Raw genomic sequence first — 17,834 nt, 5'->3', positions numbered from 1 at the left:
GCCGCCAGTTGCTGGCTGCGGGACGCTTCAGGACAAGGGTTCCGGACTCCTTGATCTCTATTTGATTGTAAACAGTGACAGCTTGTCCTTCAGCTGGGTTGAGGCGCCTTCCAGTTTGCCGGACAGCGCAACGAGCTGATCACTCACATTCTGCTGTTCATTGCTCAGGGAAGCAACCTCTTCCGAGGTGGCAGAAGATTGCTGTGCCACCGCGCTAACATTACTCATGGCATCGGACAAGACACCCTGGGAATGATTCAGGCTGTCGATAGCCCCGGTAACCGACTCCAGGCTGGAGATGAAATCATCCATTTGACCTTGTACGGATACAAAGATCTCGCTGGTGCTCTTCACCGAGGTCATCTGCTGCTTAAAGAGCGGTGCAACCTCTGACAATACGGCCACTGTCTCATTCATTTCAGTAATAATTTTATCGGTAATTCCGGCTACAACGGCAATGGACTGTTTGGACTGGTCGGCCAATTGGCGGACCTCATCGGCAACGACCATAAATCCGCGTCCCGCTTCACCGGCTCTTGCTGCCTCTATCGTGGCATTGAGCGACAGGATGTTCGTCTGCTGCGTGATGTTCTTCATCACGTCCAGCACTTTGATGACCGAGGATACTGTTTCTTTCAGATTATTGACCCGGTCAACCAGCGCAGTGGTCATCTCTCCGGTGCGGCTGGTCTGCGTCAGCAGCTCTTCCAGCTGCTTCGCCCCCTGGCCGCTGGCTTCTCCCACTCCGCGTGCGGCCTCATCCATCTCGGCATTTGCGGCGATGACACTCTGCATTTGAGTTCCAATCAAATCGGTAAGCTCATTGCCGCGCTCGGCCTCCTGAGCCAGACTTCCTGCACCGCCGGCAATCTCTTCGGTCGCTGCAGCGATTTCCTTCGCGGAGATTGCTGTCTTGCGGGAAGCATCGCCAAGCTCGCCTGCGGTTTCCAGCACTTCACGGGCCGTATCCGTTGTCTGGGCAACGAGTTCCGTGATCCGCTCCATCATCGTATTAAAGGACGCAGACAATTCACCGATTTCATCCTTGGATACATATTCGGTGCGTACGCTCAGGTCGCCCTTTGCGCCTTCGACCATCAGATCCTTCAACCGGGCCAGCGGCCGGGCGATCATCCGCACCATCACAATCCCGACCAGAACGGCCAGCACCGCTGCAGCTATGGCGGCCAGGAAGGTGGTGAACAGGATTGGAGTAGCCGCCTTCACCAGCTCACCGGTAGGAACAATGCCTGCCAGCTTCCAGTCCGCTTTGACCATGGGACTGTAGACCGCCAGAACATCTTCTCCGTTTGCATCTTCGGCATCCTCGCTCTTATTGCTAGTTTTGCTCTCCTTAATAAATCCAAGCTCTGATGCTTTGCCATCCTCTTCAGGATTGGACGAAGCAACCACCGTCCCGTCCGGGGCAACGAGCTGAATCCGGGAACCATCCCCAAGGGTAACACTGTCAAAAGCTTCCTCCAGCAGGGTATTCTTCAGTTCAAGCAGAATGACATAGCCTGAATTGGCTCCGAGGTTTTTAAGCGCTCTGACCATCGCAAAGTTTTTCCCGTTTTCTCCTGCTACAGCCGTAGGGAACCAATAGTTCTGTGCGGATTTGGCTTCTTTCGAATAGTAGCTCTGGTAGTTTTCGGCATTTGCAACCGCTGTCTTGTACCATTCCTGGTCTCTGACGCCGTCCAGCTTCATGCCGGAGCTTCCGCTTGAAACGATATCGTAATCCGTGGATGTTGGAACCAGTGTAATCGCAACGATATTAGAATCCGTAGTCGTTTGGCTGGAAAGCTTCTTACTGATCGCATCCGTAGCCACGAATTTATCATAACTTGACGATGCAGACACCAGGTCTGTCAGATTATTCTGCATCTGCGGGTCAAAAAAGAGCTGCATCGCAAGACTCTCATATTGTTTTAGCGTAATATCAAGCTTCTCCGAGGTCTGAATAATAGTCTGGCGGTTCGCTTCCGACACATTTTCTTTAATCGTGTTTTTAGCCTTATTATAGGACAACAGCCCTAGAGCCAGTACAACTACTACAATTGAGGATAAAAAGATCAGGAACAGCTTCACCCCAACCGACTTATTCGGGTTCACTCTCTTGACCTGACGAACTGAGCCATGCAGCACTCCCTTGAAGGACAAGGCAGAGCCTTTTGGGTTGGCTGAGACCGCTTCCTTAACTGCTGCCTGTTCTGCATTTGCCAGGTTTGCCTCAGATTTCTGGACGTTTGACGGCGGTTTCTTGCTGGTCTTATTTTTCTTTGTCAATTTCATCCTTCTCTCTTTCTTCTCTTCCCCATTGCTGTCCCGTTTAGGAGCAACCATTATAATCACCTGCCAGTTAGATTAAAAGACATATGTAAGCGTTCGCTCTTCTTTATATCGGCAGACTGGGTATAATTACTTAGTTTTCTTTAGAAATTACCACAGATTCTTTATATATTTTAGCGATTTCCCATTTTATTCTAACGCAAAAAAGGAATGCCCCTCCTCTCAGAGGTGCACTCCTGTAACGAACGCAAAACGCACTATTTTTTCTTGCGCATCATGTCGAAATAAGCAACCGGCTGGTCTACCTTCATGCGCACCCGCTGCAGCGGATGACGGGCTGCATCCAGCGGCTGGCCTTCCTCATCCCAAATCTCGCCTACCGTCTGCTTGAAGAATGTGTTGTCAGGACCGAAGAACTCCACTTCCTGTCCCGGCTTGAAGTGGTTGCGCTGCTGAATAAGCGCTGTTCCGCTTGCAGCATCATACTCCAGCACCAGTCCGGCAAAGTCATAAGGGGCCGCCTTTTCCTCAGGCTCATAAATATGGTCCTCATGATCCGGCGTATCATAGAAAAACCCTGTATTCAGCGGGCGGTTCGCCGCTTTCTGCAGTTCTTCCAGCCATTCGGGCTTCAGCACATACCCTTCAGGGTCGGCCATATAAGCATCGATCGCTTTGCGGTAAGCGTTGACGACCGTCGCCACATAGTGGATGGACTTCATCCGCCCTTCTATCTTGAAGCTGTCAATACCGGCTTCGATCAGCTCCGGAATGCTCTCCAGCATGCACAGATCCTTCGAGCCCATCGAGAATGGATTGTCCTCCGGCTGATGCAGCGGAAGCTGGGTTACGCCCGGCTGCAGCGGCAGTGGTGACTGCTGCGCCTGGGCCTGGTCTTCTTCGGATACCCATGTGCCTTCAGGCCGGGCATCCTCGAACAGGTCGTATTTCCAGCGGCAGGACTGGCAGCAGCCGCCGCGGTTCGAATCCCGGTCCGTGAAGTGGTTGGACAGCACACAGCGGCCGGAGTAGGAGGAGCACATCGCCCCATGGATGAAGCTCTCGATTTCGATATCGACATGCTGCTTAATTTCGGCAATTTCCTCCAGGCTCGTTTCACGGCCAAGGACAACGCGCGGCAGCCCTTCTTCCTTCCAGAAAGACACGGCCTGCCAGTTGAGTGTGGACTGCTGGGTGCTCAGGTGCACCTCAAGGCCCGGCACCAGCCGGCGGGCGGTATCCACAATGGCCGGGTCGGCCACGATAATGGCCGCGATCCCAGCTTCATACAGGTTGCGCAGGTATTCTTCAATCCCGGCGATATCTTCATTGTGGGCATAAATATTCGTGGCGACAAAAACCTTGGCGCCGTATTTTTTGGCAAACTCCACGCCCTCGCGCATTTCCTCGAAGCTGAAATTATCCGCTCCCGAGCGCAGGCCATATTTCTGTCCTCCAATATATACTGCATCCGCACCATAATGCACGGCGAATTTCAATTTCTCCAGGTTACCCGCCGGAGCAAGGAGCTCCGGTTTGTCCAGACGGTAACGTTTGCCCTTGTATTGCGGCTTGGTCATGGTTCCCATTCCTGTTCTCCCCTCCATTGTCTCAGCTCATAAAAAGCTTGAACACTTTGCATTTCGGTGTTGCACGCAGCTCCGGGGAATGTTTGGACTTCCGGCCGCTGTTGTCTGCAGATTTCTTGATTGTTACCGCCTTTCGCGGTTGAAATCCGCAGACAAAGGCGGACGCTGCCGCTCCTACAGTTCCAAACTTCCCCTCCGCTGCTGCACCTTAATGTTGACTTCTCAATCTATTTTTAAAAAGCTGAGTCATTGCTTATTAATATTTTAATATACCTGCTCCTTATAAAAGAAGCCAAAAGACAGCTCGCGCTCAGGGTCCTGCAGCGCCCGGATGCCATCCATCCAGCTCTCCTGGAAGGCATAACCCTCAGGGTCAGCCGCGTAGAGGTCGATCGCATGACGGTAAGCCTTGACGACGGCTGCGTTGTAGGCAACCGGCTTCAGCAGCCCTTCAACCTTCAGGCTGTGCACACCGGCCTTCAGCAGAAAATGCAGATCTTCCAGGATGCAGATATCATCGGAGCTCATAATATGCGTACCGTTCTCATCCTCATAGATCGGGAACTTCTCATTCGGGCGCTCTGCCTCGATCAGGAACAGGCCACGCTCCTTACCCAAGCTTCCGCCAGTGCTCGGACGGCCCTGATGAGACATATAGCTCGCCACCAGCTTGCGCTTGGAGTGATAAATATTGGTCATGCCATGGACCTGCACCTGGGCTTCCACTTCCAGCAGCGGCACCATTTCCGTCATTTCGTCCATATTCAGCTCACGGGCCAGAACGACCCGCGAAGCCCCCTTGCGGCCCCAGTAATTCGCTGTGGCGTAGTTGGTTGAGGTCATTTCTGCATTCCAATGCAGCTTCAAGTGCGGGGCTTCCCTCTTCACGGCGGCAAGCACCGCCGGATCGCCGAATTCGACGCCGTCTACACCCAGCTCCCCAATCGCTTGTACATAAGCGGGAAGCTCGTCCAGCAGGCGGTTTGACATCAGGCCGCCGAGGCCTGCATAAACCTTGCGGCCCTGCCCATGAGCCAGCTTAACGACCTCCGCGGTATCCTCCAGCGAAAAGTGGCCTGCCAGCCGCATGCCAAAGCGGTCATCGCCAATCAGCAGCGCATCGGCCCCGGCATTCAGCAGCACAGCCGCTTCTTCCAAGGAAGCCGCTGTCACCAGCAGCTCCGGTTTGTTATTCATGTTGCATCCTCCTACTTCGCGGTTATCGGTTATAACCGCATCCACTCTATTTTAATGGGTTACCGGCTAATTTTGTTGACTTTTTTTGATATTGGCTAAATGTTCCTTGTAGGTTTTGGCGAATAAATGGCCTTGTGAGCCGTCTTTTTTGGTGACGTAGAAATAATAATCTGATGCTTCCGGCACGAGGGCAGCCTGAATGGAAGCAAGTCCGGGGCTGCTGATCGGTCCCGGCGGAAGACCTTCATTTCTGTACGTATTGTAAGGGCTGTCTACCTTCAGATCCTTCTCATACAACCGCTCCTTCTGCTTATCCAGAAGGTACTGGACAGTTGCGTCGATCTCCAGCTTCTGCCCTTTATCCAGCCTGTTATAGATGACGCCGGCCACAACCGGACGCTCACTGTCCACCACAACCTCGCGCTCCACAAGCGAAGCCACCGTCAGCAGCTCATGCAGGGAGAGTCCGCGTTCCTTGAGCTTGGCCTGCCAGCCCCCGGCCGAGTCCAGCTTCTTCTCAAGCTGCTCCAGCATCGCTTCAACAACCTGCTCCGGGGTGCTCTCCTTCACCAGCTCATACGTCTCCGGGAACAAGTAGCCCTCCAGGCGGTGGCGAAGCTTGCTGTCCTCAGGAATCCCCAGCCTGCTTACCGCTTCAAGCCCCGTTCCCGAATCTATTATTTTCAGGAATACTTCAGGCTTCTGATTCCAGGCAGCGGCAAGCTTTTCTGCAATCTGCTTGGCTGTATAACCTTCAGGAATTGTAAAGACAACTGTCGCCTTCTTCACCACATCCCCTGCATTCAGACGGGCAATAAGTGCATCATAGGTATCCCCGGGAGCAGCAGTATACGTTCCGGCCTTGAAGCTTGAGCCTTCCTTGACCCATTTCAAATAGCCTTTGAAAAACAACCCTTTTCGTATAATGCCGTTTTCTTCGAGCAGGTCAGCAATTTCCGAGCTGCCCATCCCCTTTTCTATCGTAAACGTTACCGGTTGGCCCGGCTCCTCTGGCTGCATGCCATTCCAGATGTACCAGGCTCCCCCTCCTCCCAATGCTGCCAGCAATAGGATGATAATGAGCACTGTGCGGATTGCGGCTTTCAAATGTCACTCCTCACTTTCCGACTATAAAGTATAAAATTGTATTGTCTCAAATTCAACATATATTTTGCGGACATACGCTTTACAAGCAAAAAGAGCGCGGAAAAATTCCGCCCTCTTCCGTGCCAATCTTTGATAAAAGCCTATCTAACTGCAGCTTAATCGCTCTCGTCAGCGGGAAAAGTCAGCTCGTCATACAGCTCGGAGACATCTTCCCATTCCTCATCATCCACGATGCTCTCCAGTTCAGGAAGCCCGTCCGGAGAAACCACAATCCGCAGAATCTCCTGTTCGGCGCCTTTCCCGGAACCGGCCAGCACCGCATACGCGCGGCTGCCGACTTCAAACTCGGCAATAATATCGTAAACGGAAGCTTTGCCCTGCTCGTCTTCCAGTTCTACTGTTTCTCCATATGCTTCTTTGAGTTTGGAAGTCCAAACCACCTGATCGGCGGAAAAATCAGTCATTCCCCGCTCCTCCGTCCAGCTCATCCACCAACGTATTGAAGGTCTCCTCAACGATCGCCCATTCCTCGTCATTCTCGATCATAAAGAGCTGAAGATCGTCACCGTCTTCTTCATAACGGAACGCATACACCTCATCGCTCTCTTCATCCTCGGAATCCAGCGGAACCACCATCATATACTTGGCATCCGAACCGTCAACTTCAAACTTCATAATGACCTCAAATTCCTCTTCATTACCTTCCTCGTCGGGAATATAGATAATTTCCGGTTCTTCTTCTTGGCCAATCTGCTCGTTTGTCAATCCAATACACCCCTCACCTTTTACTGTTAGCATCCAAAAAATTTTGCAAAATCAGGGCTGCGGCCATTTTGTCCACAATCCCTTTGCGTTTCTTCCGGCTGACGTCCCCTTCAATCAGCATCCGTTCGGCGGATACCGTCGTCAGACGCTCATCCCAAAGGTGTACGGGCATTTCGAGCTCTTCCCGCAGCTGATCGGCAAATTCGATACAGATCTCACCACGGGGTCCTACTGAGCCGTTCATATTCTTCGGAAGGCCGACTACAATCTCTCCAATCTCATGTTCCTTGACCAGTTCGCGGATGCGTTCAAACTCATTGCCGTTGCCGCGCCGTTCAATCGTCTCGAGAGCCTGCGCCGTCCATCCAAAAATATCGCTTGTGGCGACTCCGATTCTACGGTCGCCGTAATCCAGACCCAGCATCTTCATCATTTCGGATTATCCACCCGGTGATTGACGAGGTAGAATCGAACCAGTTCCTCAATCAGCTCATCACGTTCTTTTCTCCGGACCAAACTTCTCGCATTGTTGTGGCGCGGAATATAAGCCGGATCTCCGGAAATAAGATACCCTACGATCTGATTGATGGGATGATATTCCTTTTCAACCAGCGCATCGTATACTGCGAGCAGGATTTCCTCGGAAGAAGCTTCCTTCTCATCGCCCTTCACATTGAATTTGACCGTTTTGTCCATGGAGTCCATTTGTGACACCTTCCTTCTGCAAAATCACCCGCTTCTTGGGCGGCTTCGCAAAGTTGCTGCTGTACAGCTGACTTGCTGCCCTCATCATAACATATTCATAGCCCAACCAGGAAATCCCACAGCTGTGATAACGCTTTTTTTGGCATTTCGTCTACAAAATTAGTGATTTTTTTGGTTTTTAAGCTATTGCAGATTATCGCTGAAAGTGAATATTACCAAAAAATATACATTTCCCTGCTCTTTCTGAATAAAGCAGCGGTACTGAGAATCCACCCTCAGTACCGCTCGGTAAACCTGCAACTCCGGTCGTGTTATTCCATTGATCCAAGGCTGCAAAACACGGCAATTCCTTGTGTTATGCAGCTGCTTCAGAAATTTGCGTCAGAAGTCTGCTTCAGCAGCTTTAAGCCAATGCGGCTACAAGCTCTTCTGCCTTCACAAGGGCTTCGCCCAGCTTGGAAGCATCCTTGCCGCCGGCTTGCGCCATATCCGGACGTCCGCCGCCCCCGCCGCCGCATACCGCCGCGATTTCCTTCACCAGCTTGCCGGCGTGGAAGCCTTTTTTGACGAGGTCCTGCGGAACCGATACGACAAAGTTGACTTTGTCATCCATAGCCGCGCCCAGCACAAGTACGGCCTCCGGCAGCTTGGATTTCAGTTCATCGGCCGTGGAGCGCAGTGCGTCCATATTGCCGGCTTGGACGGCAACCGCAAGCAGTTGTGTTCCGCCGCCTACTGTTTTCACACTGCTGGTCAGCTCGGCTGCAAAGGTAGCGCTCAGCTTGGACTGCAGGGATTCATTCTCGCGGGACAGCTCACGCACCTGGGCATGCAGGGCTTCAATCCGCTTCGGCACATCATTCAGTGAAGATTTCAGCAGTCCTGCCGATTGCTTGAGCAGATCCAGCTGGCCTTCGGTGAACTGGTACGCATAACGTCCGGTGACCGCTTCGATCCGGCGTACCCCGGAGCCAATGCCGCTCTCGCTGACCAGCTTGAAGATTCCGATCTGAGAGGTGTTCAGGACATGGATACCGCCGCACAGCTCCAGGCTGTAATCGCCTACCTGAACCACGCGGACGATATTGCCGTATTTCTCACCAAAAAGTGCCATTGCTCCCATAGCTTTGGCTTCGTCAATCGGCTTGTTCTCAATCACCACATCCAGGCCGCGCCAGATTTGCGCATTCACCCGGTGTTCGATGTCACTAAGCTCTTCCGGTGTAATGGCCCCGAAATGCGAGAAGTCAAAACGCAGACGCGCGCCTTCTACTAAAGAGCCGGCTTGATTCACATGACCGCCGAGTACTTCTTTGAGCGCTTTGTGCAGCAAGTGTGTTGCCGTGTGATTCTTGACAATGTCTTCGCGCTGCTCCCGGTTCACTTCAGCACGGACGCTGTCGCCCACTCTCAGTTCACCGGCTTCTACAGTGACCAGATGAACATGCTGGCCATGCGGAGCCTTGAACAGCCCGGTCACCTTGGCCGTGACCGAACCTCCGGTCAGAAGGCCGGTGTCGCTGACCTGGCCGCCGCTTTCGGCATAGAATGGTGTTGATTCCAGAATAACCTGGCAGTCGGCGCCTTCGCCTGCGGTTTCCACCAGTTCGCCGTCTGCAACAATAGCCAATATTTTAGACTCTGCTACGGTGTCATTATATCCAACAAATTCACTTTTAACCGTCAGCTCAGCCAGCGGCCCGCCTTGAACCTTCATGCTGCCGCCGTCCTGGCGGGCAGCTCTGGCCCGGTCGCGCTGCTCCTGCATCGCAGCGTCGAAGCCTTCACGGTCCACAGTGAGGCCCTGCTCGGAAGCAAAATCCTCGGTCAGGTCAAACGGGAACCCGTAGGTGTCGTACAGCTTGAACGCGTCTGCACCAGCGATGGCACTCCGCCCGTCAGCCTTAGCCCTGGCGCTGATTTCGCCCAGAATCGCCAGTCCGTCAGACAGCGTTTCGTGGAAACGTTCTTCTTCGGTGCGGATGATTTTGGCAATGTATTCGCGGTTCTCGACTACGGACGGATAGTAGACCCCCATCACTTCGCCCACGGTTTCGGTAAGGTCAAACAGGAATGGACGGTCCAGACCCAGGGTCTTCCCGTAGCGCACTGCGCGGCGGAGCAGACGGCGGATAATATAGCCGCGGCCTTCATTGGAAGGAAGCACGCCGTCACCCACGGCGAATGTTACCGTACGGATGTGGTCGGCAATTACCTTCAGCGCAATATCCTGCTCCAGATTGTCCTTGTAGGTGACACCGGCAAGCTTCGCAGTCTTCTGGATGATCGGCTGGAACAGATCGGTGTCGAAGTTGGAATCCACATCCTGCAGAATGGACGCGAAACGCTCCAGACCGGCACCGGTATCAATGTTCTTGTTCGGAAGCGGCGTATAGCTGCCGTCTTTGTTGTGGTTGAACTGCGAGAATACGAGGTTCCACACTTCAAGCCAGCGTTCATTTTCTCCGCCCGGATACATTTCCGGATCGGACAAGTCGCTGCCGTAGGCTTCGCCGCGGTCATAGAAGATTTCCGAGCAAGGGCCGCAGGGGCCTTCGCCGATATCCCAGAAGTTGTCGTCGCCCAGTTTGATGATGCGCTCTGCGGGCAGTCCGACTTTTTCATTCCACAGCTTGAACGCTTCTTCGTCCTCGGCATATACCGTCACGGAAATGCGGTCCGGATCAAAGCCGATCCATTCCTTGCCGGTCAGGAACTCCCAAGCCCAGGTAATCGCTTCTTCCTTGAAGTAGTCGCCGATGGAGAAGTTGCCCAGCATCTCAAAAAACGTATGGTGGCGGCGGGTTTTGCCGACATTCTCGATATCGTTGGTGCGGATGCATTTCTGCGAGTTGGTCAGCCGCGGGTTCTCCGGAATTTCCCGGCCGTCAAAATACGCCTTCAGCGGTGCCATCCCGGCGTTGATCCACAGCAGCGAGGGGTCATTATGCGGCACGAGCGATGCGCTCGGCTCGATGCGGTGGCCTTTGCTCTCAAAAAACTGCAGCCATTTGGAACGGATTTCACTTGCTTTCATCATGTACAGCCCCTGTCTTAATGTTATTGAAAACACAAAAACGCCCCTGAATAAATTCAGGGACGATGATTATCGCGGTACCACCCTGGTTATCGCCATGATCCGTGATGTTACGGAGATGAAACAGACGATCGCCTCGTGCGGCTGTTAACGGGCGCCCCCGGCGGGATTTCCCCGCACTCCGAAATCAGCTTTCCGCCGGCCTGTCTTCAAGGTTCTCACAGCCATTGCGGTAACTACCGCAAAGGAACCTCTTCTCTGATCAAGCCATTCTCCGGCGTACTCCATTTCATCAATGTGTTGTCCGATTTGCATTTTAACATTTCAAGTATAGCCAGCGCCCCTATATCTGTCAATCTCGGGCAGACAAACCGGGCATAAAAAGAGTATTTACAGCGCTTTCCTACAGGCGTATAATGTGGATTGTTTAGAACAGTCCTGCGGTTAACAACGGGTGTACCCGTAATGACGAGACGTGGCTCAGCTTGGTAGAGCGCTTGCTTCGGGAGCAAGAGGTCGCAGGTTCAAATCCTGTCGTCTCGATTTCCAAGTTATATAACCACATCCTGACGGAGTAAATTCCTGAAAGGATGTGGTTTTTTTGTTGTTAAAGAGTCAAGTAAACGTCGAAGCTTCAGTGGAATAACGGATACAAATAGACCGATTCCTTGACCGGGGCGGTCTATTTGCGTTTGTTGAAAGAAAGTAATGGAATTAATGGAGCAAAAAAACACTTCCCAAATAACCGTTAAGGAGCTTTGCGTAAAGCAGATATAAACAGGACAACTTTTTATGCGCATTATTCTGACCCGAACGATCTTCTTCATAAAATTGAAGCGGATGTTCTATTATCCGTAAGCAAAGCTGTTAGCAGTCTTCACGGCCCGATAGACAGGAGCAAATTCATACAGATTATCCAAGAGCATTTGCAATACATTGTTGACAATAACAAGCATATATGTTGGTCTGATACATTTTATTTTTGCTCTTCATTCACATGACATCCCAGTTCTTCAAATATTCGGCGTGCGGCGTCATCTACGGGTAAAAAGACTTGCACTTTGGGAGCCATCAAACTTCCCGTAGTAATCGAAAGCTGCTTATACTGAATGGGGATTAACTCGCCGTTACTCTCACTTCTGGTTAATATGGTCTGCGTCAACTCCCCATTGTCAATATCCCCGGTGGCCAAGGCGTCCTCTAGCCATTGCTCTTCAGGAAGATAACGTTCAAGTCGGTTTAAGACCCTTTGATACCAATCGTCATAGCGGGAAAGTATATGATTTTTCTTAAACAGCCTAATTCCTTGGACAGCATGAGTTTTCCACTTCTCAAAGGATGAGCGGTCAAATGTAGAACGGAGGTAAACAGGCAGATCCGGATTAAAATGCAAGTCGATCCGATTCATCAGATGGTCGTAAGCATGGCTCTCAGGAAAACCAAACAAGCGGTGAAAAGACTCATTATATCCCTTAATATCTTCTGTATGTGTAACAATCATCGCAGGAAAAGGCAGCACATTCATCGTATGCTGCGCCTGTCCAATTGCCTGCTCCAATGCGTTCCCGGATATTTCTGTCTGGATCGGCAGATATCCGGCTGCCAGCAACAAATCGTTGCGCCCGTCAGAGCTAAGTTCCAAATAATCGGCAATGGTGAGAATACGATTACGATCCGGTATACGAAGAGAGCGGCCAACTAGCAAATTCTTATATGTTGCACAGGCCTCATCGTTCAACTCCTGTTGAGTAAATCGCTTCCAAGGCATGTATTTCCCGAGAGATATCTCCCGTTGGCGAGCAATGCGAAATTGTTCAATCATGTATAAAAGCTGCTGCAGTCTCGTATTTTTTGTATGCACATCTATCCCCTACTTATGACAAGGTGTAGTTCTACACTTGGTTTGAAAATCTCCTATAAGTATACTCTTGTATGAAAACTAAGAGCAAGATAAGCAGAGCTTACCAAGGTAGCCAGAACAAAGGAGAGATTGATAAATGATACGTGCGATAGTTAGTGATCCAAATTCCCCGTCTAATTTAACCATTCAAGAGGTAGCCCCTCCTCATGCACAGCCTTGGGAATCTATTGTAGAGGTGCATGCTATTTCTCTAAACCGCGGGGAAATAAAAGATGCCGTTGACCAAAGGACTTCTTCCCGGCTTGGCTGGGATTTTGCCGGTGTGGTAGCAGAATTAGCTGAAACGGGGACTGGTCCCAAAGCAGGAGCACGTGTGGTTGGTTTATTACCCATGGGTGCCTGGTGCGAGCGGATTGCCGTCCCTTCCTCTGCTCTTGCTGAAATTCCTGACAACGTTAGGTTTGCTGAAGCCGCTACTCTGCCAGTTGCTGGTTTGACAGCACTGAATGCACTGCGAAAAGGAGGTCTGTTGCTTGGCAAGCGCGTGCTCATCACAGGATCGACGGGAGGTGTTGGATTGTTTGCTCATCAGCTAGCCAAATTATCCGGAGCCTTCAATGTCGGAATAGCCAGTACAGAAGAAAAAGCTGAACTCGTACTGGAAGCCGGAGCTAATGAAGTCCTTGTTGGTACTTCAGTTCCTTCACAAGTGAGCCAGTTCGGACCATATGACTTAATTATTGACTCAGTAGGCGGCGATACACTGGCTGCTTTGGTACAGCAGCTTGCCCTACAAGGTTCCTGCATAGCAGTGGGATTTTCCTCATCACCTTCGTCAACACTTGATATGAGGAATTTCATAACCAACGGTGGACGAACGCTGTACGGATTTTTTCTCGGTGAGGAGCTCACACGTCACCCGGCTGCATCCGATCTGGCTATTCTGACTAACCTGGTCTCAACCGGTTGTTTGAAACCGAAAATCGCTGTCGAAGCACCATGGACAGAAATTAGCGGTGTTGCCCGGCAACTCTTGGACAGGAACATTTCCGGCAAGGCCGTGCTTCACCTTAAATAAGCATAACTCCACATTTCTCACTTTACCCAACCCTTTCATGCAAATAAGCAGAACTATTCGCTCAAATTTGCATGGCACAGAATAGCCGCCCTTGCGTATTAATAGTGTTATTTTATTAAAAACCAAAAAACTATTAAATGTAAGGATGGGATGGTAAAGAAATGGCACCTTTCGTCATTAATCAAGAGATACTAACCAGCGGGGCGTTCTCCCCGTTTTACCTAGCCGTAGGCGATTTCCAAGCTACGGCTATTTACAGTGATCCCGATATACAGCATGAACTGGTAAAGGACCTGCGCAGCAATACAGACATCCCGGTTTTTGATCATCAGGATGGATTGTATATGCGTCTTACGGTTGAAAGCAATATTGCCTTTTTCCACAAATGGTTCGGCTGCAGGGAGCCGCTATCTGAAATCCTTGTCCGGTTTGAACTGCAGCACGATGCGAAGAAACCGCTGCACAAGTGTTCGGAATCCGAAATCCGGCGCGTCTGCTTTGCCAAATATTATATGAGCGGCGTTCCATCAGCGGTGTTCTGCGAGCCCATCCATGGCGCCGATATTAAGACCATCCGTACCTTTGTCCGAATGCTTCAAACCATGAAAGAGCAGCCGACAGCCGTGCTCATTTTAGTATCCAACCTGGAACACGCGCTGTTAGTTGGGGACGTTGTATACAAGCTTCAGCCAAGCGGCATCAAGCCCGTTGAAACAGAAGAGGACGCCGCAACGCCTGAGCCGGAAAGCGCAGCTGCGCCGGCGTTTGCAAAGCTGTTCAAGATTTCAGCAAAAGTGGACGAAAAGATGATTTTGTTCGACCCGCCTGAAATTGATTACATCGAAAGCCAGGATGGCAAGGCGATGATCGTCATTAACAACGAGAAATATGCGATGGATGCCACCATGATGGAGACCGAGAAGAAATTGGAGGCTTACGGATTTTATCGCTGCCATCGTTCCTACATCGTGAATCTGCAGAAGGTGCGCGAGATTATAACATGGTCAAAAAATGCCTATTCGCTCCGGATCGATAACAAGATTCAGTCGACCATTCCGCTATCACGAACCAAAATTCAGGATATTCAGGAGAAATTCAACCTGGAATAGGTACCGTTCACCCTCCAGATCGTACATTACGCTGCAAAAAGCCGGTATTTTGCAGCTTCCTGCGATAAGATCAGAGCAGTAAATCGTAAGGGAGGCTTGGAGGGACAAATCTTCTGGAAAGGATCTGGAATATTGAGCATTCGGCGAATAAGTGCCATTTTTGAAAAAGATATTAAAGACCTAATGAAAAACGCAGAGTTGTTAGTTATGTTGACGGCCCCAATCTTATTGACTTTACTTTTAAACCGGTCCACTAATGGAAAAATTACAATACCCATACTCTACATGGTAATCGGGGGAATTTTCACCCTGGTTGCGTCAGGAACCATTATGACTATGATGGCAGAGGAAAAAGAGAAGAAGACATTGCGCGGATTGATTCAGTCTCCTGCTTTACTTCTGGATATTATTATTGGGAAGAGTCTGGTCACCCTGATAGGAACTTTGATTACCCTTACGGTGTCGCTGCTAATTATGGGGATTGGGCCGTTAATGAACTTCAGGGCTGCCCTTGGACTAATTATGTTGTTCTTGTTCTTTTTGTTGATTGGCATCAGCATGGGGTTATTCACAAATTCGCTTGCCTCCGTATCCGTTTATTTGATACTTTTGACTTTTCTGTTCGGTTTCACACCGCTGATTAGCACCTTGGGCTCTCTTGATAAAGGCAGCATAGCAGTTAAAATCATCGATAAGTTTCCGATTGTGCAGGCGATGGCCATCCATAAAACCAGTTCATGGCAGCCATGCGGAATCATGGCCATCTGGGTCACTGGCGCTGCAATCATTACGTATGTTTGTTTTCGAAAGGCTATGACGGACAACTAACGAAGTGTGTTAAGTCATCCAAAAGATACAATAAAACAGCGATCCTGTTGTTGCTTTACAACTCTATCTTACTATTATAACTGGAGGTTTTTATTATGAGTAAAAGCTTGTGCCAACCAGAGGCTGAACATGAGTAGCCCTTCCAAGTCCAATATGCCCCAAGCCCGGCCTGGCTGGCCTGAGATTCTAACTGCACTGGCTCTCTATCTGATCGGCATTGTTATGCTTGGTCTTTGGATGTCGCAAATCACTGACGAGCAAGCCATCTTGCGAATTAACATCGGGGGTGTAGGCAATGGTCTCGTTGGCCTCGCCGCCTTGTTCGCAGCCTACGCCCTGCGGGTTCGCGATCTGCGCGCTTTCGGTTTCCGGGTACCCGAACGGAAATGGCTGTTTGTGGGAGCCGCCTTAGGTGTTGTAGCGTTCGGCGGATGCTTCATTATAGAAGGGATATATTTTCACTTCATCACCGAGCCGAACAACCAAGCGGACTTCCAGGCGGCGGCGAAAGGCGGCGCGCTCTCACTCTTCATTCTGCTTATCAGTGGCGCCATCCTCACGCCGCTCGGCGAGGAGTTTGTATTCCGTGGCGTTATTGCCAATGCGCTGAACCGTTACGGAGCATGGGCCGGCGTGGCCGGCAGCGCTGCGATCTTCGGCGTCGTTCATGGATTCAACGTCATCCTGTTCGACGCATTCATGGTCGGCATCCTGACGGGCATACTGTTCCGTAAGACGGGTTCCATCTGGCCCGGGGTCATTGTGCATATCGTGTATAACGGCCTCAATCTTCTCTACTATTCTACGCTATAGATATAATTTCATGAAACATCGCGGCAGAGACAAACAGCCCGGTCAGCTGAGCGCGACCGGGCTGTCGTAGATGTAGTGCTCACCGCCAAATTTAATTCCCTACGTAATAGCCGTCTAAAATTTGAAAAAGATTTTTTGCTGTACCAAAGCTGCCTGAGATAAAATCAACCCTCTTTAGGAACACTTTCCTCATTGTCCCTTCAAAATAAGGGACTACGAATCAATCCGCTGAACCAGGTAATGACTGCCTGGAAATTTGAACCCCTCCGGCTCAAGGTTGTGCAGCTTAAGCTTTCCAGCACGAACGGGGCGTTCCGGCTCGCCGAACCGACCGCCAGCTTCAGGCCAGCATCTGATCCAGCGTTACGGCCTGGAGGAAGTAAGAAGCTGGCTGTTCTGTGTATGGAATGAGCCCAGTTCATCCAATCTCTTGTTTGGATTCAGCCATGACGACATTTTAATCATCTGTACCAGAACACCTATACAACCGTAAAACAAATCGATTCCGCTATACCCTTTGGGGGACCCGCTGCCTTCCCGACCTACAACAAAAATGAGGACTGGCTGTTCCAGTTCCTGAATTTCAGCAGAGAGCAGGGCTGTACACCTGATTTCATCACGATCCACTACTACGATATCGACTTATGGAATTACAACGGTCAGGACAACCAGTTGAATCTCAGCCCGGTAAGCCATTCCTATCACGAACGCTACTCCCATTTTCCGGCGAAATCGCGCAAGGAATTCAATTTCGAGCTGGCACCTGTCAGCGGCACGTATGACCTCGTAGAGCACCTGGTAAATCAGCAGTTCGGAAGCGCATTTTGACAATGAAAACAACATCGGGGGAGCGATGGAGCATTCAGCCGAAGAAATCCATTATCTGCGGAGCATATCCGTGCCTAAACTCAGCAAATCGCGTGTACACGCATCCGGTGCGCTGCCGATCCAGGCGATTCTGGAGCCTTTCGAGATCCGCCTGATTGAGATTATAGAGCGGAATGATCTTAGAACCGCGCCTGACCGCACATCACTGTAATAACAATAGTCCTAAGCCAAATTGCAGTCCTCAGAGACGGTTTTCCACATTACGCTAATGCGCTTCCTAATCTGTTAACTGAGCAGGAGGATGTTATTGAATACTATAGGAACAAAAGGCCTCGCAATGTGATTGCATTTTGTGCAACAGATTGTTCCGCTAACTCCGGGAGAAGGAAATTTATTGTATTTCACAGAATACAATAGATTTTATTTTTAAGCTTATTTAAGAGTAAGCTGCTGTAAAAAGTGCAATAGACATCCATGCCGCCGCGCCGCACCCTAGAGGATGCAACTAGAAGCATAAATTGAATTTGCAGAATAGATTGCTTTTCTTTCCGGGCAAACTGACCTTTGGCGCTTCCACAACGGCATTTCTGCCGTTGTTTCCAGGCAAACTGACCTTTGGCTCTTC

Annotated in this window: 18 protein-coding genes, 1 tRNA gene and 1 pseudogene; 9 read left to right on the top strand and 11 right to left on the bottom strand. The window is 50.6% G+C overall.

The annotated features are described in order from the left end of the window. Nucleotides 1-57: 57 nt before the first annotated feature. The 9 genes from BLQ82_RS28490 to alaS all read right to left on the bottom strand — a co-directional run bounded on the left by BLQ82_RS28490 (nt 58) and on the right by alaS (nt 10,692). Entirely contained in the window at nt 58-2,295 is a 2,238-nt protein-coding gene (locus BLQ82_RS28490) for a methyl-accepting chemotaxis protein (RefSeq protein WP_062519374.1), read from the bottom strand. 254 nt (nt 2,296-2,549) lie between these two features. Next, nucleotides 2,550-3,881: a peptidase U32 family protein gene (locus BLQ82_RS28485; protein ID WP_062519328.1), complete on the bottom strand. Its 1,332-nt coding sequence runs from the start codon at nt 3,879-3,881 to the stop codon at nt 2,550-2,552. Between the two features lie 264 nt (nt 3,882-4,145). Continuing rightward, the gene (locus BLQ82_RS28480) at nt 4,146-5,078 is read right to left on the bottom strand and encodes a peptidase U32 family protein (protein WP_062519326.1); all 933 of its coding nucleotides are present in this window, start codon (nt 5,076-5,078) and stop codon (nt 4,146-4,148) included. A 66-nt stretch (nt 5,079-5,144) separates the two neighbouring features. Then, a complete protein-coding gene (gene mltG, locus BLQ82_RS28475) occupies nt 5,145-6,185 on the bottom strand; it encodes an endolytic transglycosylase MltG (protein ID WP_082722512.1) in 1,041 nt (346 codons plus the stop codon). Nucleotides 6,186-6,340: 155 nt separating this feature from the next. Then, the gene (locus BLQ82_RS28470) at nt 6,341-6,649 is read right to left on the bottom strand and encodes a DUF1292 domain-containing protein (protein WP_062519324.1); all 309 of its coding nucleotides are present in this window, start codon (nt 6,647-6,649) and stop codon (nt 6,341-6,343) included. Continuing rightward, complete coding sequence (locus tag BLQ82_RS28465) at nt 6,642-6,950, bottom strand: DUF1292 domain-containing protein (protein WP_019912423.1); 309 nt, start codon at nt 6,948-6,950, stop codon at nt 6,642-6,644. Before BLQ82_RS28465 ends, BLQ82_RS28470 begins: the two co-directional genes overlap by 8 nt. A gap of 13 nt (nt 6,951-6,963) precedes the next feature. Beyond that, the gene (gene ruvX / locus BLQ82_RS28460) at nt 6,964-7,380 is read right to left on the bottom strand and encodes a Holliday junction resolvase RuvX (protein ID WP_062519366.1); all 417 of its coding nucleotides are present in this window, start codon (nt 7,378-7,380) and stop codon (nt 6,964-6,966) included. Continuing rightward, the gene (locus BLQ82_RS28455) at nt 7,380-7,655 is read right to left on the bottom strand and encodes an IreB family regulatory phosphoprotein (protein ID WP_020428254.1); all 276 of its coding nucleotides are present in this window, start codon (nt 7,653-7,655) and stop codon (nt 7,380-7,382) included. The genes ruvX and BLQ82_RS28455 overlap by 1 nt, the downstream gene beginning before the upstream one ends. A 403-nt stretch (nt 7,656-8,058) precedes the next feature. Further along, complete coding sequence (gene alaS / locus BLQ82_RS28450) at nt 8,059-10,692, bottom strand: alanine--tRNA ligase (protein WP_074648773.1); 2,634 nt, start codon at nt 10,690-10,692, stop codon at nt 8,059-8,061. 469 nt (nt 10,693-11,161) lie between these two features. Between alaS and BLQ82_RS28445 the strand changes: the two genes are divergently transcribed. Then, nucleotides 11,162-11,235, top strand: a tRNA-Pro gene (locus BLQ82_RS28445). Nucleotides 11,236-11,668: 433 nt separating this feature from the next. Here BLQ82_RS28445 and BLQ82_RS28440 read toward each other — a convergent pair. Further along, complete coding sequence (locus BLQ82_RS28440) at nt 11,669-12,514, bottom strand: hypothetical protein (protein WP_244281045.1); 846 nt, start codon at nt 12,512-12,514, stop codon at nt 11,669-11,671. Nucleotides 12,515-12,689: 175 nt separating this feature from the next. On the opposite strand from BLQ82_RS28440, the gene BLQ82_RS28435 reads away from it, so the two are divergent. From BLQ82_RS28435 to BLQ82_RS28405, 8 genes and pseudogenes are all read left to right on the top strand, one after another. After that, nucleotides 12,690-13,631: a zinc-binding dehydrogenase gene (locus tag BLQ82_RS28435; RefSeq protein ID WP_062519318.1), complete on the top strand. Its 942-nt coding sequence runs from the start codon at nt 12,690-12,692 to the stop codon at nt 13,629-13,631. A gap of 161 nt (nt 13,632-13,792) precedes the next feature. After that, on the top strand, nt 13,793-14,740 hold the full coding sequence (locus BLQ82_RS28430; protein WP_062519316.1) for a response regulator transcription factor: 948 nt from the start codon (nt 13,793-13,795) through the stop codon (nt 14,738-14,740). 96 nt (nt 14,741-14,836) lie between these two features. Continuing rightward, entirely contained in the window at nt 14,837-15,568 is a 732-nt protein-coding gene (locus BLQ82_RS28425; RefSeq protein WP_244281044.1) for an ABC transporter permease, read from the top strand. A gap of 129 nt (nt 15,569-15,697) precedes the next feature. Further along, entirely contained in the window at nt 15,698-16,381 is a 684-nt protein-coding gene (locus tag BLQ82_RS28420; RefSeq protein ID WP_062519314.1) for a CPBP family intramembrane glutamic endopeptidase, read from the top strand. Between the two features lie 256 nt (nt 16,382-16,637). After that, the gene (locus BLQ82_RS33285; protein WP_425281051.1) at nt 16,638-16,874 is read left to right on the top strand and encodes a GH39 family glycosyl hydrolase; all 237 of its coding nucleotides are present in this window, start codon (nt 16,638-16,640) and stop codon (nt 16,872-16,874) included. Beyond that, nucleotides 16,847-17,011: pseudogene (locus BLQ82_RS33280) on the top strand (hypothetical protein); the annotation flags it as partial. The gene BLQ82_RS33285 and the pseudogene BLQ82_RS33280, both read left to right, overlap by 28 nt. Nucleotides 17,012-17,053: 42 nt before the next feature. Then, nucleotides 17,054-17,209, top strand: coding sequence for a hypothetical protein (locus tag BLQ82_RS32895; RefSeq protein WP_244281043.1), 156 nt, complete (start codon nt 17,054-17,056; stop codon nt 17,207-17,209). Nucleotides 17,210-17,234: 25 nt separating this feature from the next. After that, complete coding sequence (locus tag BLQ82_RS28405; RefSeq protein WP_062519310.1) at nt 17,235-17,420, top strand: hypothetical protein; 186 nt, start codon at nt 17,235-17,237, stop codon at nt 17,418-17,420. A 190-nt stretch (nt 17,421-17,610) separates the two neighbouring features. On the opposite strand, the gene BLQ82_RS32460 is transcribed toward BLQ82_RS28405, so the two are convergent. After that, on the bottom strand, nt 17,611-17,834 hold a 224-nt coding region (locus tag BLQ82_RS32460), incomplete at its 5' end, for a hypothetical protein (RefSeq protein WP_208861960.1).

The sequence above is a fragment of the Paenibacillus jilunlii genome (assembly GCF_900102965.1).
Lineage (GTDB): Bacteria > Bacillota > Bacilli > Paenibacillales > Paenibacillaceae > Paenibacillus_AQ > Paenibacillus_AQ jilunlii.
The sequence above is the reverse complement of the archived record's forward strand: the minus strand, read 5'-3'. Positions and strand labels throughout refer to the sequence as shown.